Raw genomic sequence first — 22,680 nt, 5'->3', positions numbered from 1 at the left:
CGGCTGTGAGACTGGCCGGGCCGGATTCCCCGCCGCGAGAGGGCAACGCCATGGCGATCACCGGGCACGCCCGTGCGCTGGCGGGGCAGGTCGTCCGGCAACTGGTGAGCGTCCACATCCTGGACCTTGCGACCCGGCTGGCGGCGCAGGCGTTCCTGGCCGCGCTGCCGATGCTCATCGCCGTGTCGTCCGTCTGCCCGTACGCCGTGCGGCAGGAGCTGCTGAGGTCACTGCGTTCCCTGTTCGGCTCCGACAGTCCCGTCCTGGCGCAGGTGCGGGCGGCCTACGGCGACAACGGCCAGGCGCTGAGCAGTTGGGGAGCGGTCGGGGTGCTGGTCGCCCTGCTGTCCGCCACCGCCTTCACCCGGGTCCTCCAGCGCGTGTGCGAACTCTCCTGGCACCTGCCGCACTCGGGAGCGCGGATCGCGGCGTGGCGCTGGGCGCTGTGGCTCGTGGTCTGGATCGCGGCGCTCCTGTACCAGGGGCTGCTCCACCGGGCGTTCGGCGCGGGCCCGGTCCTGGGCGTGCCGCTCCAACTGCTCGGCGCCGTGGCGATGTGGTGGTGGACCCAGCATCTGCTGCTCGCCGGGCGCGTGTCCTGGATGCCGTTGCTGCCGGGAGCGCTGCTGACCGGAACGGGCGTGGTGGCGTTCTCGCTGTTCTCCGGCCTCTGGCTGCCGCGCGCGCTGACCCGGAGCGTCGAGCGGTACGGGCCGCTCGGCTCCGTCTTCACGGTGCTGTCCTGGCTGATCCTCTTCTTCGCCACCGTCGTGTCCGGTATCGCCGTCGGCCAGGTGCTCGCGCACACCGGGGCCGTCCGGCGGCGCCTGGGACTGCCGGACGTTCCGTCACGCTGACGCCGCCGTCACCCGGCCGCCGCGAACCGCCTCGGCCAACGCCCGGTGGTCGCGCTCGTTCTGGTCGGCGTAGCTCTCGGCGAAGCGCGCCAGCGCGAGGTCGAAGGCGTCGGAACGGCCCAGGTAGGCGGCGATGGCGATGCGGTCCCCCGACCGGGCGTGGGCGCGGGCCAGCGTCGCGCCGCACAGCCGGCCGAACCGGCGCATGACGTCGGGCGTCATCGTGTCGGCCTGGGGGATGGCCTTCCAGTCGCGCAGCTGGCGCAGGTAGAAGTCGCGCTGCCGCCCGTCCAGCCCTTCGACGCGCTCCCAGCCCAGGAACATGTCGCCGGCCGCCTGCATCAGCCGCTGCCCCGTGACGACCCGTTCCCCCTGGTTCGTGTGCGGGCCCGGGTCTTCGGGCGGCGCGAGCACCGACTCCTGCGCCTCCTTGGCCTGGAGGAAGAGGGGGTCCGCGTCGTCCCGGCCGAGCAGCAGCAGAATCCAGCAGCGGGTCCCCACACTGCCGACGCCGACCGTCTTGCGGGCCATGTCGACCACGCGGTACTGCGCGAGGAGCGCCCGCCGGTCGGCTTGCAGGGTCAGCGCGTAGCGGTCGACCAGCTCCCGCAACTGCTGCTCCAGACGCTCGCGTTCGACCCCGGGGAGGAGGTCGCCGAGCGGTACGACGAGGGGCGGGTCGGGCGTGATCCGTAGCTCGCCCTTGACGGTGTGGGCGAGCCGCTCCAGGGCCTGGAGGTGATCGCGGGTGCGGGCCTTGGCGAGGGTACGGGAGACCCGCCGACGGGCCCGCTTGTCCAGCTCTCCGCCCAGCACGCCGTACAGCTCGTCCGCGTCGATCCGCGCGTACCACACGTCGAGGTTGCGCATCCCCGCGAAGCCGTCCATCGCCTCGCGGTACGCGCGGACCGTGTCCCGGACCACCTGGGCCCGCTCCCGGCCGCTGAAGCCGTTGGCGCGCCCGGCGACGACGAGGCTGGCCGACAGCCGTTTGACGTCCCACTCCCAGGGGCCGGGCAGCGTCTCGTCGAAGTCGTTGACGTCGAACATCAGGTGCCGCTCCGGGGAGGCGAGCAGACGGAAGTTCAACAGGTGCGCGTCCCCGCACAGCTGGGCCCGCAGCCCGGTGGACGGCAGGCCGGCCAGGTCGCCCGCCATGACGGCGGCGGCCCCGCGGAAGAAGCGGAACGGGGATTCGAGCATCCGCCCGTACCGGATCGGCACCAGCTCGGGGAGCCGGCTCGCCGACTGCCGCTCGACCACGGCGACCGGGTCGGGCCGGTCCGCCGCCGGAGTGAACTCCGCGTGGCGGGACCGCGGTACGCGCTTGCGGGCGTCCCGGCCGCGGGCGGCCCGCTCCTGTGGCGTGAGATGTGTGTACTCGGCGTCGGACATGGCGGGCTCCCCTCTGGAGGGTGCGACTTTCGGCCCGTACGGTCGGTTCGCCATCACCCCGGCGGTGTGAGGCGGACGGCGCGGGGCCGCCCGCCCGGCGCTGGGTCGCCTGGCCCGGGTGATGCCGGTACGGGCGGGCCGGGACACGGTGGCGGCATGGAACCGACCATGCGGAAGCAGCGGTGGCTGGCGCGCGCGTCCCTGGCGGCCGCCGCCGCGGCGGTGCTGGTGCTGGGCGTGTTCGCGGGGGTGCGGACCATCGCCATGGTGGGAGTCGGACTCGTCGGCCTGGCGGTCACCGCCGCCGCGATCTGGTGGATCCTGAGCCGGCGGGGCGCCCTGAGGGTCCTCGCCGTCCTCCTGGCCCTGGCCGCGCCGGCGTGGGTCCTGCTGGAGTTCACCGGCGCCCACCTGGCGTGGGTCGCCGCCGTGTCCGTGGGGCTGTGGCTGGTCGCCGCCGGGGCGGGCCGGGCCGCACTCGTGCTCCACAACCGGCCGGCCCCGATGCCCGAGTGGCCGGCGGCGCGGGCCCGCCACCCCGTCCTGATCATGAATCCGCGGTCGGGCGGCGGCAAGGTGGACCGGTTCGGGCTGCGCGAGAAGGCGGCGGCCCTGGGCGCGGAGGTGCTGCTCCTGGAAGGGCCGGGGGAGACCGACGTGTCCGAGCTGGCACGCAAGGCCGCGGCCGGGGGCGCCGACCTGCTCGGCGTCGCGGGCGGGGACGGCACGCAGGCGCTGGTGGCCGACGTCGCCGCCGCGCTCGGCCTGCCCTTCCTGGTGATCCCGGCCGGTACGCGCAACCACTTCGCCCTGGACCTGGGCCTGGACCGCGACGACCCGTCGAAGGCCCTGGACGCCCTGCACGACGGCGTGGAACTCCGCGTCGACCTCGGCCGGGCCGCCGGCCGGCCCTTCGTGAACAACGTGTCGTTCGGTGCCTACGCCGAGGTGGTGCAGAGCCCGTCCTACCGTGACGGCAAGACCCGGACGACCCTGGAGCTGCTGCCCGACCTGCTCGTGGGTCACCAGGGCGGGCGGCTCACCGCGCGGGCCGGGGAGCGCACGTTCTCCGGCCCGCAGGCGCTCCTGGTGAGCAACAACCCGTACGGGCTGGGGGACATCGCCGGCCTGGGGCGCCGGGCCCGCTTGGACGGCGGCGTGCTGGGCTGCGTCGGTGTCGAGGTCGCCGGCGCCGCGCACGCCGCCGGCCTGGTGCGGGGGCGGTGGGCCGCCGGTCTGACGCGGGTGACGGCGACGCACGTCGTCGTCGACGCCGACCAGGAGCGGATCGCGGTCGGCGTCGACGGAGAGGCGCTGCGGCTGCGCGTACCGGTGCACTGCGAGGTGCGGCCGCTGGCCCTGCGGGTGCTCGTGCCCCGGCGGCGGCCGGGCGTGCGCCTGGCCCGGCCGCCGCTGGACTGGCGCCTCCTCTTCCGGCTCGGGCTGCTGCCCGCGCGGAGCTGAGGCCGCCCGGACCTACAGCGGCGCGTTGTAGACCTTGTGGGCCTCCTGGTGGCCGTAGGTGGCCAGGGACCAGATCACCAGGACGTCGAGCGCGATGATGATCACCGACCATACGGGGTAGTACGGGGTGAAGAAGAAGTTCTCCAGCGCACTGGCCGCCGCGACGCCGATGCCCACGGCGCGCGCCCAGGTGCGGCCGTTGAAGAGGTGGAACGCGGCCGCGAGGATGACCAGGCCGGAGAGCAGCTGGAGCCACCCCCACCCGCTGACGCTGAAGTCGTACGCGTAGTTCTGCTGCGACCGGTAGAAGTTGTGGTCGATGATCGCGGCGAGCCCCGCGATCGCGTGGTAGGTACCGATGATGCCCAGCATGCACACGGCGAACACGACCCCGCCGATCGCGACCGGGCGGATGCGTGGCTCCGGTGCACCCTGCTGGCTCTGTCCTGCCGAAGTCTGCTCAGCCATGCCTGGACCTCCTCTTCGGTGGGCCGGAGCATCCCCTGCGCGGCCCTCGGCCCGGTTCACCCGCGGCGGATGAGAACGGGACCGGACGCACCGTCACCCGCGCGAGGTGAGGCCGCCCGGCGCCGTCCGGCGAGAATGGCGGGGAAGCCAGGCCGCCGGCCGCAGCGGAGGTGACGCCATGGGCGCACAGGCGGGCGCGGGGCCCGAGCGAGCGGGAAAGCCGTCCGGCGGCGGTGATTTCGAGATCCGGGTCCGGGGCAGGGCCGGGGCCGCCCTGGCATCGGCTTTCGGCGAGCTGACGGTACGGCCGCGCCCGGCCGAGACGGTCCTGTACGGGGCCGGTCTCGACCAGGCAGCGCTGTACGGCATCCTGGACCGCATCCAGGCGCTGGGGCTGGAGTTGCTGGAGGTCAGGCGGCTGCCGGGGAAGGCCGGGGCCGGCGGGCAGAACGCGCGCGGCGAAGGGCCGTAACGCCCCTTCCGGTGACGGCCGTTGCCCGCGACGCTGGGCGGGTACCGCCTGCCGCCAGGAGGTGAGGACATGCCTGCTGCGCTCCGTACCCAGGCAAGGAGCCGGGCCCCGGCCGGTCCGGGGGGAGCCGGGCGGGTGTCCGACCTGCGCGGGCGGTTACGGGCACTGGGCCGGGACGCCGGGACGGCGGACACGGCCGTGACGACCTGCCTGGTGTGGGTCGCCGGCCTTCTCGTGGAGATCGCGGCGGAGCTGGACGACCCGCGGACCACGGAGGCGCTGGTGGACGAGGCGTCGGCCGTGCTGGCCGCGGCGCCCGGGCCGGGCCGGAGCGCGGCGGTGCCGGCCGAAGCGCTGACCGAGCGCGAACTGGCCGTGCTCCGGCGGCTCCGGGAGGAGGTCCCGCTGCGGCGCATCGCCGACGACCTCTTCGTGTCCTACAACACCGTCAAAAGCCATACCCGCGCGGTGTACCGCAAGCTGGGCGCGCACTCCAGGGCCGAGGCGCTGCACCGGGCCCGGCAGCGGGGGCTCATCCGGTAGCGCGTGCGCGTCGGCTGGGGAGACGCACGTCACACGCGGCCCTGTCACATCGCGCCGAGCCGTTCCGTCATAGGGGTGTAGCTAACGACAACGGCACAAGGAGCGCACCATGGAAGCCCGTATGAAGCTCTTCGGCAACCCGACGGCGGAGAAGTTCCTGAAGCACATCGTCGCGGCGGGGAAGATCCTTATGGACTCCACGCTGCCTGCCTCCACCCGGGAGCTGGTGGCGCTCCGCGCGAGCCAGATCAACGGATGCGGCGTCTGCGCCGACATGCACACCAAGGACGCCGCCGCCGCCGGCGAGTCGGCGGTGCGCCTCAACCTCGTCGCGGTGTGGCGGGAGGCCACGGTCTTCACCGAGGCCGAGCGCGCCGCGCTGGAACTGACGGAGCAGGGCACCCGCATCGCGGACGCGGCCGGCGGGGTCACGGACGAGGCGTGGGCGAAGGCCGCCGAGCACTTCGACGAGGAGCAGCTCACCGCGCTGGTCTCCACGATCGCCCTGATCAACACCTTCAACCGGTTGAACGTCCTCACACAGCAGCCCGCGGGCGACTACAAGGTCGGCCAGTTCGGGTGATCGGGGGCGTCGGGGGCGGCGTCGCGCCGCCCCCGACGGGCCGCGTCACAGCAGTTCGAGCTCGCGGGCCCGCCGGACCGCCGCCGACCGCCGGGTCACGGCCAGCTTGCGGTAGACGCTCTTCAGGTGCGTCTTGACCGTGTTGACCGACAGATACAGGTCCGTGGCGATCTCCTCGGTCGTCATCATCTGCGCGAGGCGGCCGAGCACCTCCCGTTCCCGCGCGCTGAGCCGCTCGACCGGGGCCGGGACCAGGAGCGGCGGGTCGGGGCGGGTCAGGGCGTGCGTACGCGGGCTGCCGGACGCGTCGAGCACGGCCGCGCACACCGGCTCCAACGTCTGGAGCAGCCCCGTGGGCAGCCGGCAGCCGGCCACGGCGTCGCCGATCCGGCCGGTCGGCGGCCCGTTGCGCTCCGCCGCCTTGGCGAGCCCCGCCGCCAAGGAGCAGACTCCCGCGACGAACGGATCGGGCGCGCCGTGCAGTGCCGTACGCGCGTACCCGAGTTCGCGGCGGGCCTGTGCGGTCTCGCCGCGCGCGAGGCCGACCCAGGCGCGTACGACGTGCAGCGTGGACCGGGAGCGGTCCGCCGGTGTCCACGCGGGCAGGGGCGGCTGGGAGGCGAGCGTGGCGAGTTCGTCGGCGGCGCGGAAGCGTCCGCGCAACACCTCCAGCAACGCGAGTTCGACGAGGCAGTCCCGGCGCAGCACGCCGTTGCCCGCGGCGCACGCGGCCTTGAGGCCGGCGGCGAGGGAGGCTGCCGCGGCGTGCAGCCTGCCGTCGTGCAGTTCGCCGCGCCCGCGGATCGACAGGGTGAGTGCCTGGATCTCCGGGTGCGCCGCCGGCGTCGCCCGGGGCAGCAGCGCGGACAGGGCTTCCGCGTCGGCCGCGGCCGACCGGGCGGCGTCCGGGAACCGGGACCGCTGCCGGACCATGCGGATCACGGCGTGGGTCAGACGGCAGCGGGTGACGCGGTCCTCCTGGTCCGCCGGCAGCTCCCCGACGAGCCGCCCGGCCCGGTCCAGGAAGCAGGCGCAGGCCGTGTCGTCGCCGTGCACCAGTGCCGAGGCCGCGGCGACGAGCGCGGATTCGGGCTCGTCCGCCTCCGTGACCTCGGACGGCCGCCGGATCAGTGCGTCCGGCAGCCGGGCCGCGGTCAGCCCCAGGACCTGGCCGATCGCCAGCCGGCCGACGATCAGCCGGCCGGCGCGCGTGTGGTCGCCGGCCGCGTACCAGTGCCGTACCGCGTCGGCGAGCAGCCCGTGGTCGCCCAGCCAGGCGGCGGCCCTGCGGTGGAGTTCGGGGACCAGGCCCGGCGTCTCGTGGCGCAGGCACATCCGCAGCACGTCGGCGAACATCCGGTGGCAGCGGTACCAGTCGTGCCCGGCGGGCTGGAGGAAGGAGTTCTCCCGGACCATCGCCGCGAAGTGGCCCCCCGCCTCCTCGCCCGCGAGTTCGGCGGCCAGTTCGGCGTTCATGTGATCCAGGACGCTCGTCGTCAGCAGCAGCCGCCGCATCCCCGGCGGCTGTACGTCGAGCACCTCCTCCACGAGGTAGCTGACGACCGTCTCGTCGTCGCCCGCGAACTGCGCCACGAACTTCTCAGGGCAGGGCTGCTTCTCCATGGACATGGCCGCCAGGCGCAGGCCGGCGGCCCACCCGTCCGCACGCTTCCTGAGGGTGCTCACCACCTGCTTGGGCATCTCGATGCCGTGCTGGCCGAGCAGCGCGGCCGTCTCCCGGTCGTCGAAGGCGAGGTCGGCGGTGCGCAGCTCGGTGAGTTCGCCGGACAGCCGGAAGCGGTGCAGGTGCAGCGGGGGGTCCCGGCGCGAGAGAACCACCAGGCGCAGCGCGGGGACCGCGTGTTTCAGGAGGCCGATCACGCTCTCGGCGGTCGGCGAGCCGGGCTCCGGCTGGAAGTCGTCCAGGACCAGGACCACCGGCTCGCGCCGCGCGGTCAGCGCGGCCGTCAGACCGGCCACGAGCAGCGGGCCGCCGGCCGCCGCCACGGACGGCGGCACGTCGGTGCCGGCCGCGCCCAGCGCGCCGATGACGCGCGACCAGAAGACGCCGGGCTGCTCGTCGCGGCCGTCACAGGTCACCCAGGCCACCGGCCCCGGGGCCCGGCCGGTGTGCGCCCACTCCACGGCGAGTGCCGACTTCCCGGCGCCGACCGGGCCGACGACCACGGTCAGCGGCCCCAGGACGCCCCGGGAGACCCGGTCCGTCAGCCGGGGTCTGGGGACCAGCCATCGCGGCAGCGCGGGCACCGTGGTCCCGGGCGTGAGCGAGGGCCCGTCGCGGTGCTCCTGCGGACACGTGTCCATGGGCGGCACCTCGCTCTCGGAGCGGGGGGGGGTGCGGCTCAGGCAAGTGTCGGACGGGCGCGGTGACACGGGCAGCGCCACGGGCGCCGTTTCACCCGGGTGAAGTTCTCACCCGGGTGAATTCCGGCCCGCGGCGGGGCTGCTCAGACCGAGTGGAGCGCCGCGACCAGTTCGTCCTCGCGGTCCTTGGTCAGCGATGTACGGATCACGCGCGGGTCGAAGGGGCGCAGGGCCTCCCGCACCCGGTCCGGGGTGGAGCGGCGGACCAGGGCGAACACCGCGGCCATGCCCGGTTCCAGGGTGCCCGCGATCTCCTTGACGAAGGCGTCGTTGATGCCGACGTCGGAGAGCTTGCCGGCGATCGCGCCGGTGGCCGCGCCCATCGCCGCGCCGAACACCGGCATCAGGAACAGCATCCCGAACAGCGTGCCCCACAGGGCGCCCCCGGCCGCACCGGTCGCGGTGGGGTTGTACGACTGGCGGACATGGATCTTGCCGTCCATGGTCCGCCAGGCCACCGCCGCGTCCTCCAGGTCGAGCAGTTCCTGGCGGGACAGGTCCCTGGCGAGCCGCAGCACCGCGTCCGCCTTCTCCTTGTCCGAGAATCCGAGTACGACGAGATCTGCCATCAGAGCCTCCTGGCGGAACGGCCGGTCGCCCGGCCTGGTGGGGACGGGGCAGCGGCCGGCTCGCCCAGCCGCTGGGCCGCGGCCGCGAGCTCGGCGGCCACGGATACGAGCGCCTCCTCGGTGAGGAACCCCTCGGCCACGGGCACCCCGCCCGTGTCGCGGATCGCGTTCTTCAGACGGGTCGCCCATACGTGTTCGAGCAGGACGAACGCCGCGGCGACGCCCGGGTCCATCGCCTCTGCCAGCCCCCTGACCTCGGTGGGGGACAGGCCGAAGGCGCCGCCGTCGGCCGGCGAGGGGCCGGCCGGCTGCGCGGCCCGCGGCCGGTCGCCGGGGAGGCCGAGCAGCGCGGCGACGGTGTCGCCCATGCTCTCCGCCTGGTAGTCGAGCGCGAACAGCCGGCCGTCCGGCTCCTTGCGGACGAAGAGCATGTCGAGGACGCGGAGCTGGCCGTTCGCCTCCAGGACGCCCAGCTCGTCGAGGACCCGGCCCTCGAACTTCGCGTCGGGGCCGAACACGACGGCCAGCAGCTGTACCGGTCCGATTCCGGCCATGAGGACTCCCTCCGACAGGCCCGGTCACGGGGTCGCCCCCATCCAGCCCGGCCCCGGCGCCCGCCGCGTCACCCGCCACAGGTGAGGGCCGCACGGCGGGAGCCCCGCGACGGTGGGCGGCGGAGGTGTGACGTCATGGCCCACGAGGAAACGGCGGACGGCGGTACGGCCGCCGGCGGCCCCGAGCCCGTCGGCGAACTGGAGCGGCTGCGGGCGGAGGTCAGGGAACTGCGGGACCGTGCCGGTACGCGGCAGCGCCGGCGGGCAAGGCTGCTGGCCCTGCGGCGGTTCGTCGCCGCCGTGGTGATCGCGCTGGTGGCCGTCTTCACGGTCACCTCGGTCGTCGGCGTGTGGGGTGCGCGGACCGCGCTCAACACGGACCGCTGGGTCGCCACGGTGGGTGCCCTGCCCGAGGACCCGGTCGTGGACGCGGCCGTCGCCGCCTACCTCACGGACCAGATATTCGACCAGCTGGACATCGAGGAGCGGCTGAAGGACGCGCTGCCGCCACGCGCGTCGTTCATCGCGGCGCCGGCCACCAAGGCCGTCCACGACTACGTACGCGACTCGATCGCCAAGCTGCTCAAGACCGAGCAGTTCCAGGACCTGTGGCGCGCCGCCAACCGCTTCGCGCACGCCCGGATGGTCGCGGTGCTGGAGCAGCGCAGCCAGGGCGTGCGCGTACAGGGCGACACGGTCACCCTCAACCTGCTCCCCTTGGTCAACAACGCACTCAACGCCCTGGAGGACCGGCTGCCCACCCTGTTCGGCAAGCAGCTGAACCTGCCCACCGTCTCGTCGGGCGCGATCCCGCCCGGGCTGCACGACCGGATCGAGAAGGCGCTCGGCGTGTCGCTGCCCGCCGACTTCGCGCAGATCAAGCTGTACGACCGGCACACGCTCGGCCAGTTGCAACAGGCCGTGCTGCTGGTCAAGCGGGGCCTGGTGGGGCTCCTGATCGCCGTGCCGCTGCTGCTCGGCCTCGCCCTGTGGGTGTCGCCGAACCGCCGGCGCACCCTGCTCCAGCTGGGCCTGTGGCTCGTGGTCGGCGTCACCGCGCTCTCCGCCGTGCTGCGGGCGGTACGGGACCAGATCCTCGGCCAGGTACCGGCCGGCGTCTACCGGGGCGCGACACGCAACGCGCTGTGGACGGTGTTCACGACGCTGCGTGAGCGAGGCGACCAACTGCTGTGGCTGGGTATCGTCCTGGCCCTGTTGATGTACCTGGTGGGCCCGGGCCGGCTGCCCGTCGGTCTGCGCCACTACACGTCCAGGGGCGCCAAGGCCACCGGCCGGTTCGCCGTCCGCGCCGGCCGGCGGGTCCCCAAGGGGAGCGAGCTGCGTGCGTGGACACGCGCACACGCCGACACGCTCCGGGTCGCCGGCGTGGTCGTCGCGGCCCTGGTCGCGCTGCTGCTTTCCTCGTGGACGAGCCTCCTGGTGATCGCGGTGGCGCTGGCCGCGTACGAGGCAGCCGTCACCCTCGCGGCGCGCGACGGCTCCTCACCCGGGCCAGGTGAGGCGGGCTCCGAAGCGGGTGCCCAGCCTGGAGCCGGGTGAGCCCGCGGCAGGCAGGAGGCAGGCATGAGCGAGCAGACGAACGCGGAACGCGTTGCTCCGGACGACGACCGGCAGCGGTTGTGGGGCCCGTACCTGAGCGAGCGCCAGTGGGGCACCGTCCGCGAGGACTACAGCCCGGGCGGTGACGCCTGGTCGTACTTCCCCCACGACCACGCCCGCTCCCGGGCCTACCGGTGGGGCGAGGACGGGCTCGGCGGCCTCAGCGACGAGAAGCAGCGCCTGTGCTTCGCCCTCGCGCTGTGGAACGGGCGCGACCCCATCCTCAAGGAACGCGCCTTCGGGCTGACCAACGGCGAGGGCAACCACGGCGAGGACGTGAAGGAGTACTACTTCTACCTCGACAGCACGCCCAGCCACTCCTACATGCGCTACCTGTACAAGTACCCGCAGGCCGAGTTCCCCTACCACGACTTGGTGGCCACCAACCAGGCACGCGGGCGCCAGGAGTTCGAGTACGAGCTGCTGGACACCGGCATCTTCGACGACGACCGGTACTTCGACGTCACCGTCGAGTACGCCAAGGCCGAGGACGACGACGTCCTGATCCGGATCACCGTCGCCAACCGCGGCCCCGGCGAGGCGACCGCGCACGTGCTGCCCACCCTGTGGTTCCGCAACACCTGGTCCTGGCGCGAGGGCACCGACAAGCCGCGGCTGGCCCGGGCGGAAGGCCCGCACGGCACCGCGACCGTCCGTGCCGTCCACGCCGAGCTGGGCAGCTACGACCTGCGCTGCTCCGGAGAGGTCCCGCTGCTGTTCACCGAGAACGAGACCAACAACGAGAGGCTGTTCGGCACCTCCAGCCCCTCGCCGTACGTCAAGGACGGCATCGGCCGCGCGGTCGTCGACGGGGAGAAAGAGGCCGTCAACCCGGCCGGGGAGGGAACCAAGGCGGCCGCGCACTACACCCTCACCCTCCCCGCCGGCGGCGAGGAGACCCTGCGGCTGCGGCTCGCGCCCACCGGCTCGCCCCTGGCGCTGACCGGCGGCTTCGACACCGTCTTCCAGGAGCGGATCGCCGAAGCGGACGCCTTCTACCGCGAGCTGACCCCGCCGGGGGCCGGCGAGGACGAGGCCCGGGTGCTGCGGCAGGCCCTCGCCGGCATGCTGTGGTCCAAGCAGTACTACGGCTTCGACCTGGAGACCTGGCTGTCCGAGCACGGCCTGGACCCGTGGAGCCTGCCACGGCCCGGCATCCGCAATCGCGAGTGGTTCCACATGGTCAGCGACGACGTCATCTCCATGCCTGACAAGTGGGAGTACCCCTGGTTCGCCGCGTGGGACCTGGCCTTCCACACCGTGGCCCTGTCGGCCGTGGACACCCGGTTCGCGAAGCAGCAGCTCGAACTGCTGCTCCAGGGCTCCTACCTGCACCCCAATGGCCAGGTCCCCGCCTACGAGTGGAACTTCGGGGACGTCAACCCGCCGGTGCACGCCTGGGCCGCGTACTTCGTCCACCTGATGGAGGAGCGCACCACCGGCCGGGCCGACCCCGCGTTCCTGGAGCGCACCTTCCAAAAGCTCCTGACGAACTTCACCTGGTGGGTCAACCGCAAGGACCCCGAGGGCCGCAACGTCTTCCAGGGCGGCTTCCTGGGCCTCGACAACATCGGCGTCTTCGACCGCAGCGCGCCGCTGCCCACCGGAGGCGTGCTCGAACAGGCCGACGGCACCGCCTGGATGGCCCTGTACTGCCAGTCCATGCTGCAGATCGCGCTGGAACTCGTCGAGCACCGCCCCGCCTACGAGGAACTGGTGCTGAAATTCGTCGAGCACTACCTGTGGATCGCCGGCTCCATGGACCGCGTCGGCGACCTCGACGACGGACTGTGGGACGAGGAGGACGGGTTCTACTACGACGTGCTGCGCCTGCCCGGCGGAGAGGCCGTACGGCTCAAGGTCCGGTCGATGGTGGGCCTGCTGCCGCTGTGCGCCTCGACCGTCTTCCGCCCCCGGCAACTGGAGCGGATCACGGGCCTCGGCGAGCGCCTGCAACGCTTCGCCGACCGCCACCCCTCACTGTCCGTCACCCTGGCGTCCGCCCAGGCGGGCGAGGCCGGCGGTGCCAGGCTGCTGTCCGTCCTGGACGGGAAGAAGCTGTTGCGGGTCCTGGGCCACCTCCTGTCCGAGGACGAGTTCCTCAGCCCGTACGGCATCAGGTCCCTCTCCCGGCACCACGCCGAGCACCCGTACACCTTCTGGGTGCACGGTGAGGAGTACCGGGTGTCCTACCTGCCGGCCGAGTCCGACTCCGGGATGTTCGGCGGCAACTCCAACTGGCGCGGCCCGGTGTGGTTCCCGATGAACGCCCTGGTCATCCGCGCGCTGCTCAACCTGTACGGCTTCTACGGCGACGGGCTGACCGTGGAGTGCCCGACCGGCTCCGGCGTCCGGATGACCCTGTACGAGGTCGCCGGGGAGATCTCCGGCCGGCTCACCCGCCTCTTCCTGCGCGGCGAGGACGGCCGCCGGCCCGTCTACGGCGGGCAGGACAAGTTCCGCGACGACCCGCACTGGCGCGACCTGATCCTCTTCCACGAGTACTTCCACGGCGACAACGGCGCCGGCATCGGCGCGGCCCACCAGACCGGCTGGACGGGCCTGGTCGCCACCCTGATGAGGATCTTCGGCACGCTCACGCCCGGCGACTTCCTGGCGGAGCCGGGCCGGAAGGAGAGGCCATGACCGAGTTGCCCGCGCAGCCCGTCGTCCACGAGGTCAACACCCGGGTGTGGCTGCGCGAGATCCAGCGCCGCACCGGGCGCCCGGGCGGACTCGCCGACGTGCCCAAGGACGCGTGGGACGAGATCACCCCGCTCGGTGTCGACGCCGTTTGGCTCATGGGGGTGTGGGAGCGCAGCCCGCAGGGCCGCGGCATCGCCCTGTGGGACTCGTCCCTGCGCGCCGCGTTCTCCCAGGCCGTACCCGGCATCCGGGAGGAAGAGATCGCCGGGTCGCCGTACTGCATCCGGCGCTACGAGGCCGACGCGGCGCTCGGCGGCGCCGAGGGGCTGGCCGCCGCACGCGCCGAACTCGACGGCCGGGGCATCGGACTGCTGCTCGACTACGTCCCCAACCACGTCGCCCCGGACAGCCCCTGGGTGTCCGAACACCCCGAGTACTTCGTGCGCGGTACCGCCGACGAGGCACAGCGCGACCCGGCCGCCTTCCTGGACACCGGGACCGCGGTCCTGGCCCGCGGCCGCGACCCCTTCTTCCCGCCGTGGCCGGACGTGGTGCAGCTGAACGCCTTCGAGCCCGCCCTGCGCCGCGCGACCGCGGACGTGCTGGCCCGGATCGGGCAGGTCTGTGACGGGGTGCGCTGCGACATGGCGATGCTGCTGATGAACGACATCTTCGCCCGCACCTGGGGGCAGCGTGCCGGGACCCCGCCGCCGGACGACTTCTGGCCCACGGTCATCGGCGACGTACGGCAGCGGCACCCCGGCATGACCTTCGTCGCCGAGGCGTACTGGGACCTGGAATGGGCCCTCCAGCAGCAGGGATTCGACTTCTGCTACGACAAGCGCCTGTACGACCGGGTCCTGAACGAGGGCCCCGAGTCGGTGCGGCAGCACCTGACGGCGGACGAGGCGTACCAGCGCAAGCTCGTACGGTTCCTGGAGAACCACGACGAGCCACGGGCCGCGGAGACGCTGCACCCGGACAAGGAGCGCGCGGCGGCGGTCCTGATCGCCACGCTGCCCGGGGCGACGCTGTGGCACGAGGGCCAGTTCACGGGGCGCCGTACCCGGCTGCCCGTCTTTCTGGACCGGCGTCCCGACGAGCCGGTGGACGCCGAGCTGCGGGCGTTCCACGAAAGGCTGCTGGCCTGTGTGCACCGCAGCGGTATGCGGACCGGGCAGTGGCGGCTGCTGGAGTGCGCGGGCTGGCCCGACAACGACTCCGCACGCAACGTGCTGGCCTGGTGCTGGACAGGGCCCGCCGGACGGTTCCTGACGGCGGTGAACCTCTCGGGGCAGCCGGCCCAGGGACGCATCCGGCTTCCGTGGCCCGAACCGGGCTCCGGCGGCTGGCGGCTGACCGGGCTGCTCGACGGTGAGCAGTACGCGCGCACGGGGGACGAGCTGACCGGACCCGGCCTGTTCGTCGGCCTGGACGCCTGGGGAACGCACCTGCTCGCCATCGGCCCGGAGAACGACTGAACGGGCACCGCGACGGCGCTGGGGCCGAGGGCTCAGCGCCGTCCGGGCTCGGCGGGCGGTACGGCCGCGGTCCAGACCGCACCGGTCCCGGCGCGGAACGCGGCGACGGCGGACTCGACGGTGGGGAAGAACCGGTCGCCGCCGTAGGCATGCGTCAGCTCGTACCGCTTGAGCTTGCGCAGTACCGGGTCCTTGAGCTCGGCGAACACCAGGCGGATGTGCCGGGCGTCGAGCCCCTCGCAGAGTTCCTCCAGTATGTCGGCGGCGGTGGTGTCCACGTCGGTCACCGGCTCGGCGGCGACCACGATCCACCGGGGTGGCGGCTCGCCGTGCGCCAGGCGCAGCACTTCGTCGCGGAAGGCTTTGGCGTTGGCGAAGAACAGGGGCGCGTCGAAGCGGTGGATCACCAGCCCCGGCAGGTGCTCGGCCTCCGGGTAGGAGCGGACGTCGTGGTAGCCCTCCAGGCCGGGCACCCGCCCCAGCACGGTGTTGTACGGCCACCACGCGCGCCGGAACACGTTGAGGATCGACAGGCCGACCGCGACCGCGATGCCGGGCAGCACACCGAGCAGCGCCACTCCGAGGAAGGCCACGACCGTCAGCAGGAACTCCGCCTTGCGCCGCCGCCACAGCCGTGCCGCTCCCGAGAGGTCGGCCAGGGACAGCGCGGCCGTGACGACCACCGCGCCCAGCGCCGGCTGGGGCAGGTTGCGGAACAGCCCGGGGAACAGCACCAGCATGAGGACGATCAGCACGGCGCCGACGATTCCGGTGAGCTGGGTCCTGGCGCCCGCCCGCTCGGCCACGGCCGTCCGCGAGCCGCTCGTACTGACGGGGAAGCCCTGGAACAGCCCCGCCGCCACGTTCGCGGCACCGATCGCGTTCATCTCCTTGTTGCCCTCGACCTCCTGCCCCGTGCGGGCCGCGAACGCCGACGCGTTGGAGATGGTGTCGGCCAAGGACACCAGCGCGATGCCCACCGCCCCCGCGCACAAGGGGGCGAGGTCGTCCCACGCGATGTGCGGGACGGTCAGCGGGGGGAAGCCCGTCGGCAGGGTGCCGACCAGGCCGACGCCCCGTGCGGCCAGGTCGAACAGGGACGTCGAGGCGATGGCCAGCAGCACCATGACGAGCACCGCCGGCACCTTCGGCAGCCACCGTTGCAGTACGAGGATCAGTACGACACCGCCCGCGCCCACCGCCACGGCGGCGGGCACCGCCTTGCCGTCGGCCAGCCCGCCGGCGAACGCGGACACCTCGCCGAGCAGCCCGTCGGCTTCCGTCGAGAAGCCGCACAGCTTCGGCAGCTGCCCGACCAGAATGGTCAGCGCCAGACCGTTCATGTAGCCGGTCATGGTGGGCTTGGAGATCAGGTCGGCGATGAAGCCCAGCTTCGCCACGCTCGCCAGGATCATGACGGCGCCGACCATCAGGGCCAGCACCGAGGCGAGCGCCACCGCCCGTTTGCCGTCGCCCCCGGCGGCGGCCAGCGGCAGCACCGTCGCCGCGATCATCGGGCCGAGCGAGGAGTCCGGGCCGAGCACCAGGATGCGCGAGGGGCCGAAGACGGCGTACGCCAGCAGGCACAGGACGGACGTGTACAGGCCGTTGATCGCCGGCAGGCCCGCCAGTTCCGCGTACGCCATGCCCTGCGGCACCAGCAGCGTGGTCAGCACGACCCCGGCGACGACGTCCTTGACCAGCCACTGCCGCCGGTAGGCCGCGAGCGTACGGAGGCCGGGCGCCGCGTCGCGGACCCGCGTCACGGTGCGGCCGCCGCGCCGGCGGGCGCCTCGTCCTCCAGCTTCTTCCTGGCCAGCGCCAGTTCGCGCCGGGCCGCCCCGCCGATGTCCGGGTACCGGGGATCGATGCCGATCAGGACGTGGGCGAGCACCGCGGCCGCGCAGATGCGGGCGAACCACTTGCGGTCGGCGGGGACGACGTACCAGGGCGCCCACCGGGTGCTGGTGGCGGACAGCATCTCGGAGAACGCCCGCTGGTAGTCGTCCCACCGGGCGCGCTCCCGCGTGTCGGCCGCCGAGAACTTCCAGTTGTGCTCCGGGACGTCGATCCGCTTCAGGAAGCGGAGCCGCTGTTCCTCCTTGGACAGGTTCAGGAACAGCTTCACGAGCCGGAAGCCGTTGTCGGTCAGGTACCGCTCCCAGTCGTTGATCTCCCGGAAGCGCCGGCGCCAGATGCCGTCGTGCCGGGCCCGCGGCAGCCGCTGGCGGTCGAGGTGTTCGGGATGCACCCGCACCACCAGGACCTCCTCGTAGTGCGACCGGTTGAAGATCCCGATCTCGCCGCGTTTGGGCAGGTGGCAGGCGTAACGCCAGAGGTAGTCGTGGTCGAGTTCCTCGGCGGACGGCTGTTTGAAGCCGACCACGCGCACCCCCTGCGGGTTCACTCCGGTCATCACGTGCCGGATCGTTCCGTCCTTGCCGCCGGCGTCCAGCGCCTGGAGGCACACCAGGACCCCGTGGGTGCCCTGGGCGGCCAGCCGCCGCTGCTGGTCGGCGAGGAGCGTGACACCGGTGCGGAGCAGCTCCTGACCGTCCCTCTTGTGCGTGATGCCCGCCTTGTAGCCGGGGTCGAAGTCCTTGGCCAGATCGACTTCGGACCCCGGCCGCACCCGCAGCGGCGTGATGAGTTCCGCGATCCGCCCGGCCCACTCGTCCGCCGTGCGCACCGCCGGGTCCGGCACGGGTCCGCCCCCGCTACTCGTTGATCGTGTCCCGGCGGACCACGCACAGGGCCCAGATGGTGGACCCGTACAGCGCGATCAGGGTGATCGACCAGACCGGGTAGTAGGGGATGGTGAGGAAGTTGACGATGATCAGCAGTGCCGCGATGCCGATCGCCAGGACCCGGGCCCAGGTGGCCGCCGAGAACAGGCCCAGGCTCACGACGACGGCGACCGCGCCGAAGCCCAGGTGGATCCAGCCCCAGCTGGTCAGGTCGAACTTGAACACGTAGTTGGGGGTGTTGTAGAAGACCTCGTTCTCGGCGATTCCCATGATGCCCCGGAAGAGGTCGAGCACACCGGAGATGAACAGCATCACGGCGGCGAAGATCGTCAAGCCGCTCGCGGCGGCCATGGCTCCCGCCGAGCGGTGGTGCGGGCTGGTCGTGGTGGCCATGACAGGCCCTCCGTCTCCGAGGCGGGTGCGGATTGCCCCCGCGTCGGCGCCGAGGATGCCCCGGGGCGCCGGGGCGCGTCGTCACCCCGGGCGGGTGACGACGCGCGATCACCCGGCCGGGACGATGAACGGCACCCGGCGGACGGTCCGCCCGAATGCCGCACGGCAGCGATGGAGGCGAGACGATGGCCGTACCGCCCACCCCCACCGGCTCGGGAACCCGCGGACGCGCGCCGGGCACACCCCGGCAGGTCCTGGTGCCGCTCGCGCTCGCGCAGTTCATCTGCAGCTTCGCCGGCTCCAACATGAACGTGATGATCAACGACATCAGCACGGACCTCGACACCACCGTGCAGGGGGTGCAACTGGCGATCACCATCTTCCTGCTGGTCATGGCGGCCCTGATGATCCCCGGCGGCAAGCTGACCGACCGCCTCGGCCGCAAGCGGTGCCTGGTGGCCGGCCTCGCCGTCTACGGCGTCGGCGCCCTGCTCAGCGCGGCAGCGCCCGGCCTCGGCGTACTGATCCTCGGCAACTCGATTCTCGAAGGCGTCGGCACGGCACTGCTCATCCCGCCGGTCTACATCCTCACCACGCTCTACTTCACGGAAGTCACCGCCCGCGCCCGCGCGTTCGGGGCGATCATGGCGATGGGCGGCATCGGCGCGGCCGCCGGGCCGCTGATCGGCGGGCTCATCACCTCGGGGCTGAGCTGGCGGGCGGCCTTCGTCTTCCAGGCGCTGGTGGTCGCGGCGATCGTCGTACTGAGCCGCCGGATCGCCGACCCGCTGCCCCCGGACCCCGCCCGCCCCTTCGACACCGTCGGCGCGGTCCTGTCCGCCGTCGGCCTGGTCCTCGTCGTCGCCGGGATCCTGGCCGCCGACGACAACGCCTGGCTGATGGCGGGGCTGCTCCTGCTCGGAGGTCTCGTACTGGCCGGGTTCTTCCGGTGGATACGGGCGAAGGAGCGCTCCGGCGCCGAACCGCTGCTGTCCACCGGCCTGTTCCGCGACCGCACGGCCAACCTCGGCCTGCTCACCCAGCACCTCCAGTGGCTGATCCTCATGGGGGTGTCGTTCGTGGTGGCCGCCTACCTCCAGGTCGTACGCGGTTACGACGCGATCCGGACCGGAGTCATCTTCACGGCGGCCACCGCGGGAATCCTCGCGGCCTCGCTCGCCGCCGAGCGCTTCGCGAAGCGGCGCGCACCGCGGACCCTCGTCATGACCGGCTTCGCCGTGACGGTCGCCGGCATCGCCACCCTCCTCGCCTTGGCGGGCGGCTCGCCGAACGCGTGGGCGAGCACGCCGGGACTGCTCATGATCGGCCTGGGGCTCGGCGTGATGCTGACCCCGTCGGTGAACATCGTGCAGTCCAGCTTCCCCGAGGAGCAGCAGGGCGAGATTTCCGGCCTGTCGCGCAGCGTGTCCAACCTCGGGTCCTCGCTCGGTACGGCGGTGGCCGGCACCATCCTCGTCGCCGACCTGGCCTTCGGCTCGTACGCTGCCGCGCTGATCGTGCTGGCGGTCATCGGGTGTGGTGGTTTCGCCGCCGCCATGCTGCTGCCCCGGCAGCCGGCCGCCCGCACCGATACGGCCGCGACCTGAACCGTCGGCCCGGCGGGCGGCCGGTTGTCACGGACGCCGCCGCCGGACCCGCCTGCCGTACCAGTCGTACACCACCGCGCTGCGCACGACGACATCGGCGATGGACGCGTCCCGCCTGCTCAACGGCGCCCAGAGCAGCCCCAGCGGCAGTACGACGCACAGCGCGGCCCTGAGCAGGGCGCGGCCGGCCCGGAGCCGTCGTCCCGAGCGGTCCGCCACGCGCACCCCCATCAGCCGGCCGCCCACGGTCGTCCCCGTCGCCGTCCAGCCCGTGGCCAGATATCCGACGGCGAGCGCGAAGCCGAGGGCACCGGTGAGCCAGTCCGACGGCCTCGGCACCTCGAACGGCGGCCCGAGGACCAGCAGGCGGACGGCTCCGAAGCCGAGCCCGGCCAGTACGGCGATGCCGAGCACCACGAGGGTGTCCGTGACGGCCGTCAGGGCGCGGGTCACCAGCCCCGCGGGGCGGCCCTGGAGCCGGGCGGGGCCGTCGGCGGACGCGGCAGGCGTCACAGGGGAGTCCGGCCGTTTCCGTCGCGCCGGAGCAGCCGGTCGGTGAAGGCGTCCACCAACCGGTCGGCACGCGCGCTCCGCAGCCGTACGGCGTCCAGCGCCTCCACGGTCATGCCGCCGCCCGTGTCGCGGACGATCCGGCCGATGTCGATCTCTTCCAGCACCTGCCGGGCGAGCGCGGCCATGTCGACCCGGTCCAGCAGGGCGTCGAGGTCGACGCGGCGCGCGATCCGATCGACGTCGACACGGTCGGCGACGCGGTCCACGTCCACCCGGTCCGCCACCCGGTCCACGTCCACCCGGGACACCAGGTCGTCCAGGTCGAGCTGGGCGACCACGGCGGCGACCACGGAGGCGACGAGCCGCCGCAGCGCGGCGCGCGACACGGTGCCCGCGGCGGCTGCGGCGCCCAGGGCCAGCCGCGGCCCGAGCAACAGGACGGTGGTCAGCGGGCCTTCGGCGCCGCGGTGCGCAGCCATGACCGCATCGCAGCGCCGCGCGGTGGCACCCGCTTCATCCGCTACGGGTGAACCGTTCCGCCGCGGCTCGCGGGTCAGTCGTCCACGGCGTCCAGTACGTCCCGGAGGTCGACGAACTTGAAGCCCGTGGACGGGCGTTCGGCATCCTCGGGGGAGTCGTGGCCGTCCTGCACGACGAGCAGGCCCTTCGGGTAGCGGGCGCCCAGCGGCGCGGCCAGCGCGGCGGCGCCGTCGCACTCCTCCGAGCCGTCCAGGGCCGGCGAGGCCGCGGTGACGCGGAAGCCGCCCTCGTACTCGTTGCCGTCGGATATCTCGCGGTCGTACGCGGCGAAGGTGCTGTCGCCCTGGCTGGACGCCAGCAGGTAGCCGTCGCCGCCGGACTCGGTGACCAGCGTCAGGCCCTCCACGTCGGCCGTCAGCCGCCTGCCCCCGTAGCCGGGGTCGGCGCCCGCCACGCACTTGTCGGTGGCCTCGTCGTACGTGGCCGGTATGCCGTACTCGCGGACCTTGTCGACGAGTTCGGGCTTCCCGGTCAGGTCGGCGCGCAGCCGCCAGATGCCGACGTCCTCCTGGCCCGCGTACAGCGTGCCGTTGGCCGGGTCGACCACCATGCCCTCGACCTGCGGGAGTTCGCCGGGCTCGGCGCAGGGCGACCAGGACCTGCCGTTCGGCAGGCGGAAGGAGGCGGGGAGGCCCAGGGTGCGGACCTTGCGGTAGCCGACCGTGCCGCCGGGCCCTGGAACCAGCTCCAGCAGGGCGAGGGTCGTCCGCTCGCGGCGGCTGACCAGGGCGTACGAGCGGCCGGTGGCCGGGTCGGTCCAGGTCGCCAGGCCGTAAGCGGTCCGCTGCTCGTCGATCTCCTGCTGCGAGGCGGAGAAGACGGGCGGGGCCGCGGGGTCCGTCACGTCGGTGAGCGGGCCGCCGGCGCGGTCGCGGTCGATGCGGTAAAAGCGCAGCCGGTCGTTGCCGCGGTCGCTGGTCACCGCCAGGTCGGCGCGGCCGGAGGACAGCCGCAGGCCGTGCACCAGGTCGACGTTGTTGAACCGGCCGGGCGCGTGGCCGCTGCCGGGCGCGGCGGGCGCGGGCAGCGACTGCACCTCGCGGGCGTCCAGGTCGTAGACCCGCAGGCCGCCCTGCTTGGCGGTGGCGATCACCAGGCTGCGGCCCGGGTCGGCGGCGTTGCGCCAGATCGCCGGGTCGTCGGCGTCGGCCTTGCCGCCGGCCGCGTCGTCGTGCAGCGCCGCGGTCTCGGCGCGCGGCGTGACGGCGGGCAGGGCGCCGAGCGGTGCGGCCCCGGCCGGGAACGGCACGGTCGCCAGGAGTGCCGCGAGGGCCGTGGCGAGCGTGAGCGATGCCGTACGGGTGCTGCGGATCGAGGGCACGAAGACTCCTGGTGTCGGTCGTCGGGTGGCCGGGGGCCGGAAGCGGTGATGGTGCGTGCCGCGGATGACGACTTACCAGGGGGTAACGTGACCGGGACGTGAACGGACCGGTAAAAAGGCCACCTTGCCGCTGCCGGAGCGGCGAAGGTGGCCATCGGGGCTGCGGCCCCGGGGGGCGGTGCCTGCGGTCCTCAGCCGTTGAGAAGGGAGACGGTCAGGGCCGCGGCCATGGTGAGGACGGTGAAGCCGACCAGTACGGAGCGGGCCCTGCGGACCCACCGGGGCAGCAGCGCCCCGTCCTTGGGGTCCACCCGCTCGTCCGGGCCGGTGCCGGGGTGCACGATCACGAAGTACAGATCACCGCCGTCGCCGGCACGGTCGCCGTCACGGCTGTCCCGAAGGGCGGCACCACCCGCGCCCGGAAGGATCCGCGCCCGGCCGGGTCCCGCTCCCACTCGCCATGTTCCACCGACATCCGACCTCAACTCCATTGGGAACTCCTGGGATCAACCGACTGCCCAA

At 73.3% G+C, this 22,680-nt stretch carries 21 protein-coding genes; 9 read left to right on the top strand and 12 right to left on the bottom strand.

Annotation, left to right across the window (positions count from 1 at the left end; all coding sequences use genetic code 11):
• Positions 1-50: 50 nt before the first annotated feature.
• Positions 51-857 (top strand): YhjD/YihY/BrkB family envelope integrity protein, encoded by an 807-nt coding sequence (locus ACH4OW_RS17235; RefSeq protein ID WP_360137103.1) that lies wholly within the window; start codon positions 51-53, stop codon positions 855-857.
• On the opposite strand, the gene ACH4OW_RS17230 is transcribed toward ACH4OW_RS17235, so the two are convergent.
• A complete protein-coding gene (locus tag ACH4OW_RS17230) occupies positions 849-2,252 on the bottom strand; it encodes a DUF2252 domain-containing protein (protein WP_398028529.1) in 1,404 nt (467 codons plus the stop codon). The genes ACH4OW_RS17235 and ACH4OW_RS17230 overlap by 9 nt on opposite strands.
• 156 nt (positions 2,253-2,408) lie before the next feature.
• Here ACH4OW_RS17230 and ACH4OW_RS17225 point away from each other — a divergent pair, with 156 nt between their 5' ends.
• The gene (locus tag ACH4OW_RS17225; protein WP_360137097.1) at positions 2,409-3,716 is read left to right on the top strand and encodes a diacylglycerol kinase family protein; all 1,308 of its coding nucleotides are present in this window, start codon (positions 2,409-2,411) and stop codon (positions 3,714-3,716) included.
• Between the two features lie 12 nt (positions 3,717-3,728).
• Here the strand turns inward: ACH4OW_RS17225 and ACH4OW_RS17220 are convergent, their stop codons facing one another.
• Positions 3,729-4,184, bottom strand: a complete 456-nt coding sequence (locus tag ACH4OW_RS17220; protein ID WP_360137094.1) for a hypothetical protein — start codon at positions 4,182-4,184, stop codon at positions 3,729-3,731.
• 178 nt (positions 4,185-4,362) lie between these two features.
• On the opposite strand from ACH4OW_RS17220, the gene ACH4OW_RS17215 reads away from it, so the two are divergent.
• From ACH4OW_RS17215 to ACH4OW_RS17205, 3 genes are all read left to right on the top strand, one after another.
• Complete coding sequence (locus ACH4OW_RS17215; RefSeq protein WP_360137091.1) at positions 4,363-4,656, top strand: hypothetical protein; 294 nt, start codon at positions 4,363-4,365, stop codon at positions 4,654-4,656.
• Positions 4,657-4,791: 135 nt separating this feature from the next.
• Positions 4,792-5,199: a LuxR C-terminal-related transcriptional regulator gene (locus ACH4OW_RS17210; RefSeq protein ID WP_360137088.1), complete on the top strand. Its 408-nt coding sequence runs from the start codon at positions 4,792-4,794 to the stop codon at positions 5,197-5,199.
• Between the two features lie 109 nt (positions 5,200-5,308).
• On the top strand, positions 5,309-5,782 hold the full coding sequence (locus tag ACH4OW_RS17205; RefSeq protein ID WP_360137085.1) for a carboxymuconolactone decarboxylase family protein: 474 nt from the start codon (positions 5,309-5,311) through the stop codon (positions 5,780-5,782).
• A 45-nt stretch (positions 5,783-5,827) separates the two neighbouring features.
• On the opposite strand, the gene ACH4OW_RS17200 is transcribed toward ACH4OW_RS17205, so the two are convergent.
• The 3 genes from ACH4OW_RS17200 to ACH4OW_RS17190 all read right to left on the bottom strand — a co-directional run bounded on the left by ACH4OW_RS17200 (position 5,828) and on the right by ACH4OW_RS17190 (position 9,290).
• A complete protein-coding gene (locus tag ACH4OW_RS17200) occupies positions 5,828-8,107 on the bottom strand; it encodes a LuxR C-terminal-related transcriptional regulator (protein WP_398028526.1) in 2,280 nt (759 codons plus the stop codon).
• Between the two features lie 143 nt (positions 8,108-8,250).
• On the bottom strand, positions 8,251-8,736 hold the full coding sequence (locus tag ACH4OW_RS17195; RefSeq protein ID WP_360137079.1) for a DUF1269 domain-containing protein: 486 nt from the start codon (positions 8,734-8,736) through the stop codon (positions 8,251-8,253).
• Positions 8,736-9,290, bottom strand: a complete 555-nt coding sequence (locus tag ACH4OW_RS17190; protein ID WP_398028523.1) for a DUF1269 domain-containing protein — start codon at positions 9,288-9,290, stop codon at positions 8,736-8,738. Before ACH4OW_RS17190 ends, ACH4OW_RS17195 begins: the two co-directional genes overlap by 1 nt.
• A gap of 135 nt (positions 9,291-9,425) precedes the next feature.
• On the opposite strand from ACH4OW_RS17190, the gene ACH4OW_RS17185 reads away from it, so the two are divergent.
• From ACH4OW_RS17185 to ACH4OW_RS17175, 3 genes are read left to right on the top strand one after another with little or no spacing between them, the layout of a single operon-like run.
• On the top strand, positions 9,426-10,850 hold the full coding sequence (locus ACH4OW_RS17185) for a hypothetical protein (RefSeq protein ID WP_398028521.1): 1,425 nt from the start codon (positions 9,426-9,428) through the stop codon (positions 10,848-10,850).
• A gap of 24 nt (positions 10,851-10,874) precedes the next feature.
• Positions 10,875-13,556, top strand: a complete 2,682-nt coding sequence (locus tag ACH4OW_RS17180; protein ID WP_398028519.1) for an MGH1-like glycoside hydrolase domain-containing protein — start codon at positions 10,875-10,877, stop codon at positions 13,554-13,556.
• Positions 13,553-15,037: an alpha-amylase family glycosyl hydrolase gene (locus tag ACH4OW_RS17175; protein WP_398028517.1), complete on the top strand. Its 1,485-nt coding sequence runs from the start codon at positions 13,553-13,555 to the stop codon at positions 15,035-15,037. The genes ACH4OW_RS17180 and ACH4OW_RS17175 overlap by 4 nt, the downstream gene beginning before the upstream one ends.
• A 32-nt stretch (positions 15,038-15,069) precedes the next feature.
• Here the strand turns inward: ACH4OW_RS17175 and ACH4OW_RS17170 are convergent, their stop codons facing one another.
• From ACH4OW_RS17170 to ACH4OW_RS17160, 3 genes are read right to left on the bottom strand one after another with little or no spacing between them, the layout of a single operon-like run.
• A complete protein-coding gene (locus tag ACH4OW_RS17170) occupies positions 15,070-16,803 on the bottom strand; it encodes a SulP family inorganic anion transporter (protein WP_398028515.1) in 1,734 nt (577 codons plus the stop codon).
• Positions 16,800-17,741, bottom strand: coding sequence for a polyphosphate kinase 2 family protein (locus ACH4OW_RS17165; protein ID WP_360137061.1), 942 nt, complete (start codon positions 17,739-17,741; stop codon positions 16,800-16,802). Before ACH4OW_RS17165 ends, ACH4OW_RS17170 begins: the two co-directional genes overlap by 4 nt.
• A gap of 13 nt (positions 17,742-17,754) precedes the next feature.
• A complete protein-coding gene (locus tag ACH4OW_RS17160; protein WP_360137058.1) occupies positions 17,755-18,177 on the bottom strand; it encodes a hypothetical protein in 423 nt (140 codons plus the stop codon).
• Between the two features lie 185 nt (positions 18,178-18,362).
• On the opposite strand from ACH4OW_RS17160, the gene ACH4OW_RS17155 reads away from it, so the two are divergent.
• Entirely contained in the window at positions 18,363-19,784 is a 1,422-nt protein-coding gene (locus ACH4OW_RS17155; RefSeq protein ID WP_398028513.1) for an MFS transporter, read from the top strand.
• Positions 19,785-19,811: 27 nt separating this feature from the next.
• On the opposite strand, the gene ACH4OW_RS17150 is transcribed toward ACH4OW_RS17155, so the two are convergent.
• From ACH4OW_RS17150 to ACH4OW_RS17135, 4 genes are all read right to left on the bottom strand, one after another.
• Complete coding sequence (locus tag ACH4OW_RS17150; protein ID WP_398028511.1) at positions 19,812-20,297, bottom strand: RDD family protein; 486 nt, start codon at positions 20,295-20,297, stop codon at positions 19,812-19,814.
• Complete coding sequence (locus ACH4OW_RS17145) at positions 20,294-20,776, bottom strand: hypothetical protein (RefSeq protein ID WP_398028509.1); 483 nt, start codon at positions 20,774-20,776, stop codon at positions 20,294-20,296. Before ACH4OW_RS17145 ends, ACH4OW_RS17150 begins: the two co-directional genes overlap by 4 nt.
• A 74-nt stretch (positions 20,777-20,850) precedes the next feature.
• On the bottom strand, positions 20,851-22,149 hold the full coding sequence (locus ACH4OW_RS17140) for a phytase (protein ID WP_398028677.1): 1,299 nt from the start codon (positions 22,147-22,149) through the stop codon (positions 20,851-20,853).
• A gap of 200 nt (positions 22,150-22,349) precedes the next feature.
• Positions 22,350-22,613, bottom strand: coding sequence for a hypothetical protein (locus ACH4OW_RS17135; protein ID WP_360137047.1), 264 nt, complete (start codon positions 22,611-22,613; stop codon positions 22,350-22,352).
• Between the last annotated feature and the right edge of the window lie 67 nt (positions 22,614-22,680).

The sequence above is a fragment of the Streptomyces sp. NPDC017056 genome (assembly GCF_044332485.1).
In the GTDB taxonomy this organism is placed as follows: Bacteria; Actinomycetota; Actinomycetes; order Streptomycetales; family Streptomycetaceae; genus Streptomyces.
Note: the sequence above shows the minus strand (reverse complement) of the source record. Positions and strands in the feature narration are given on the sequence as shown.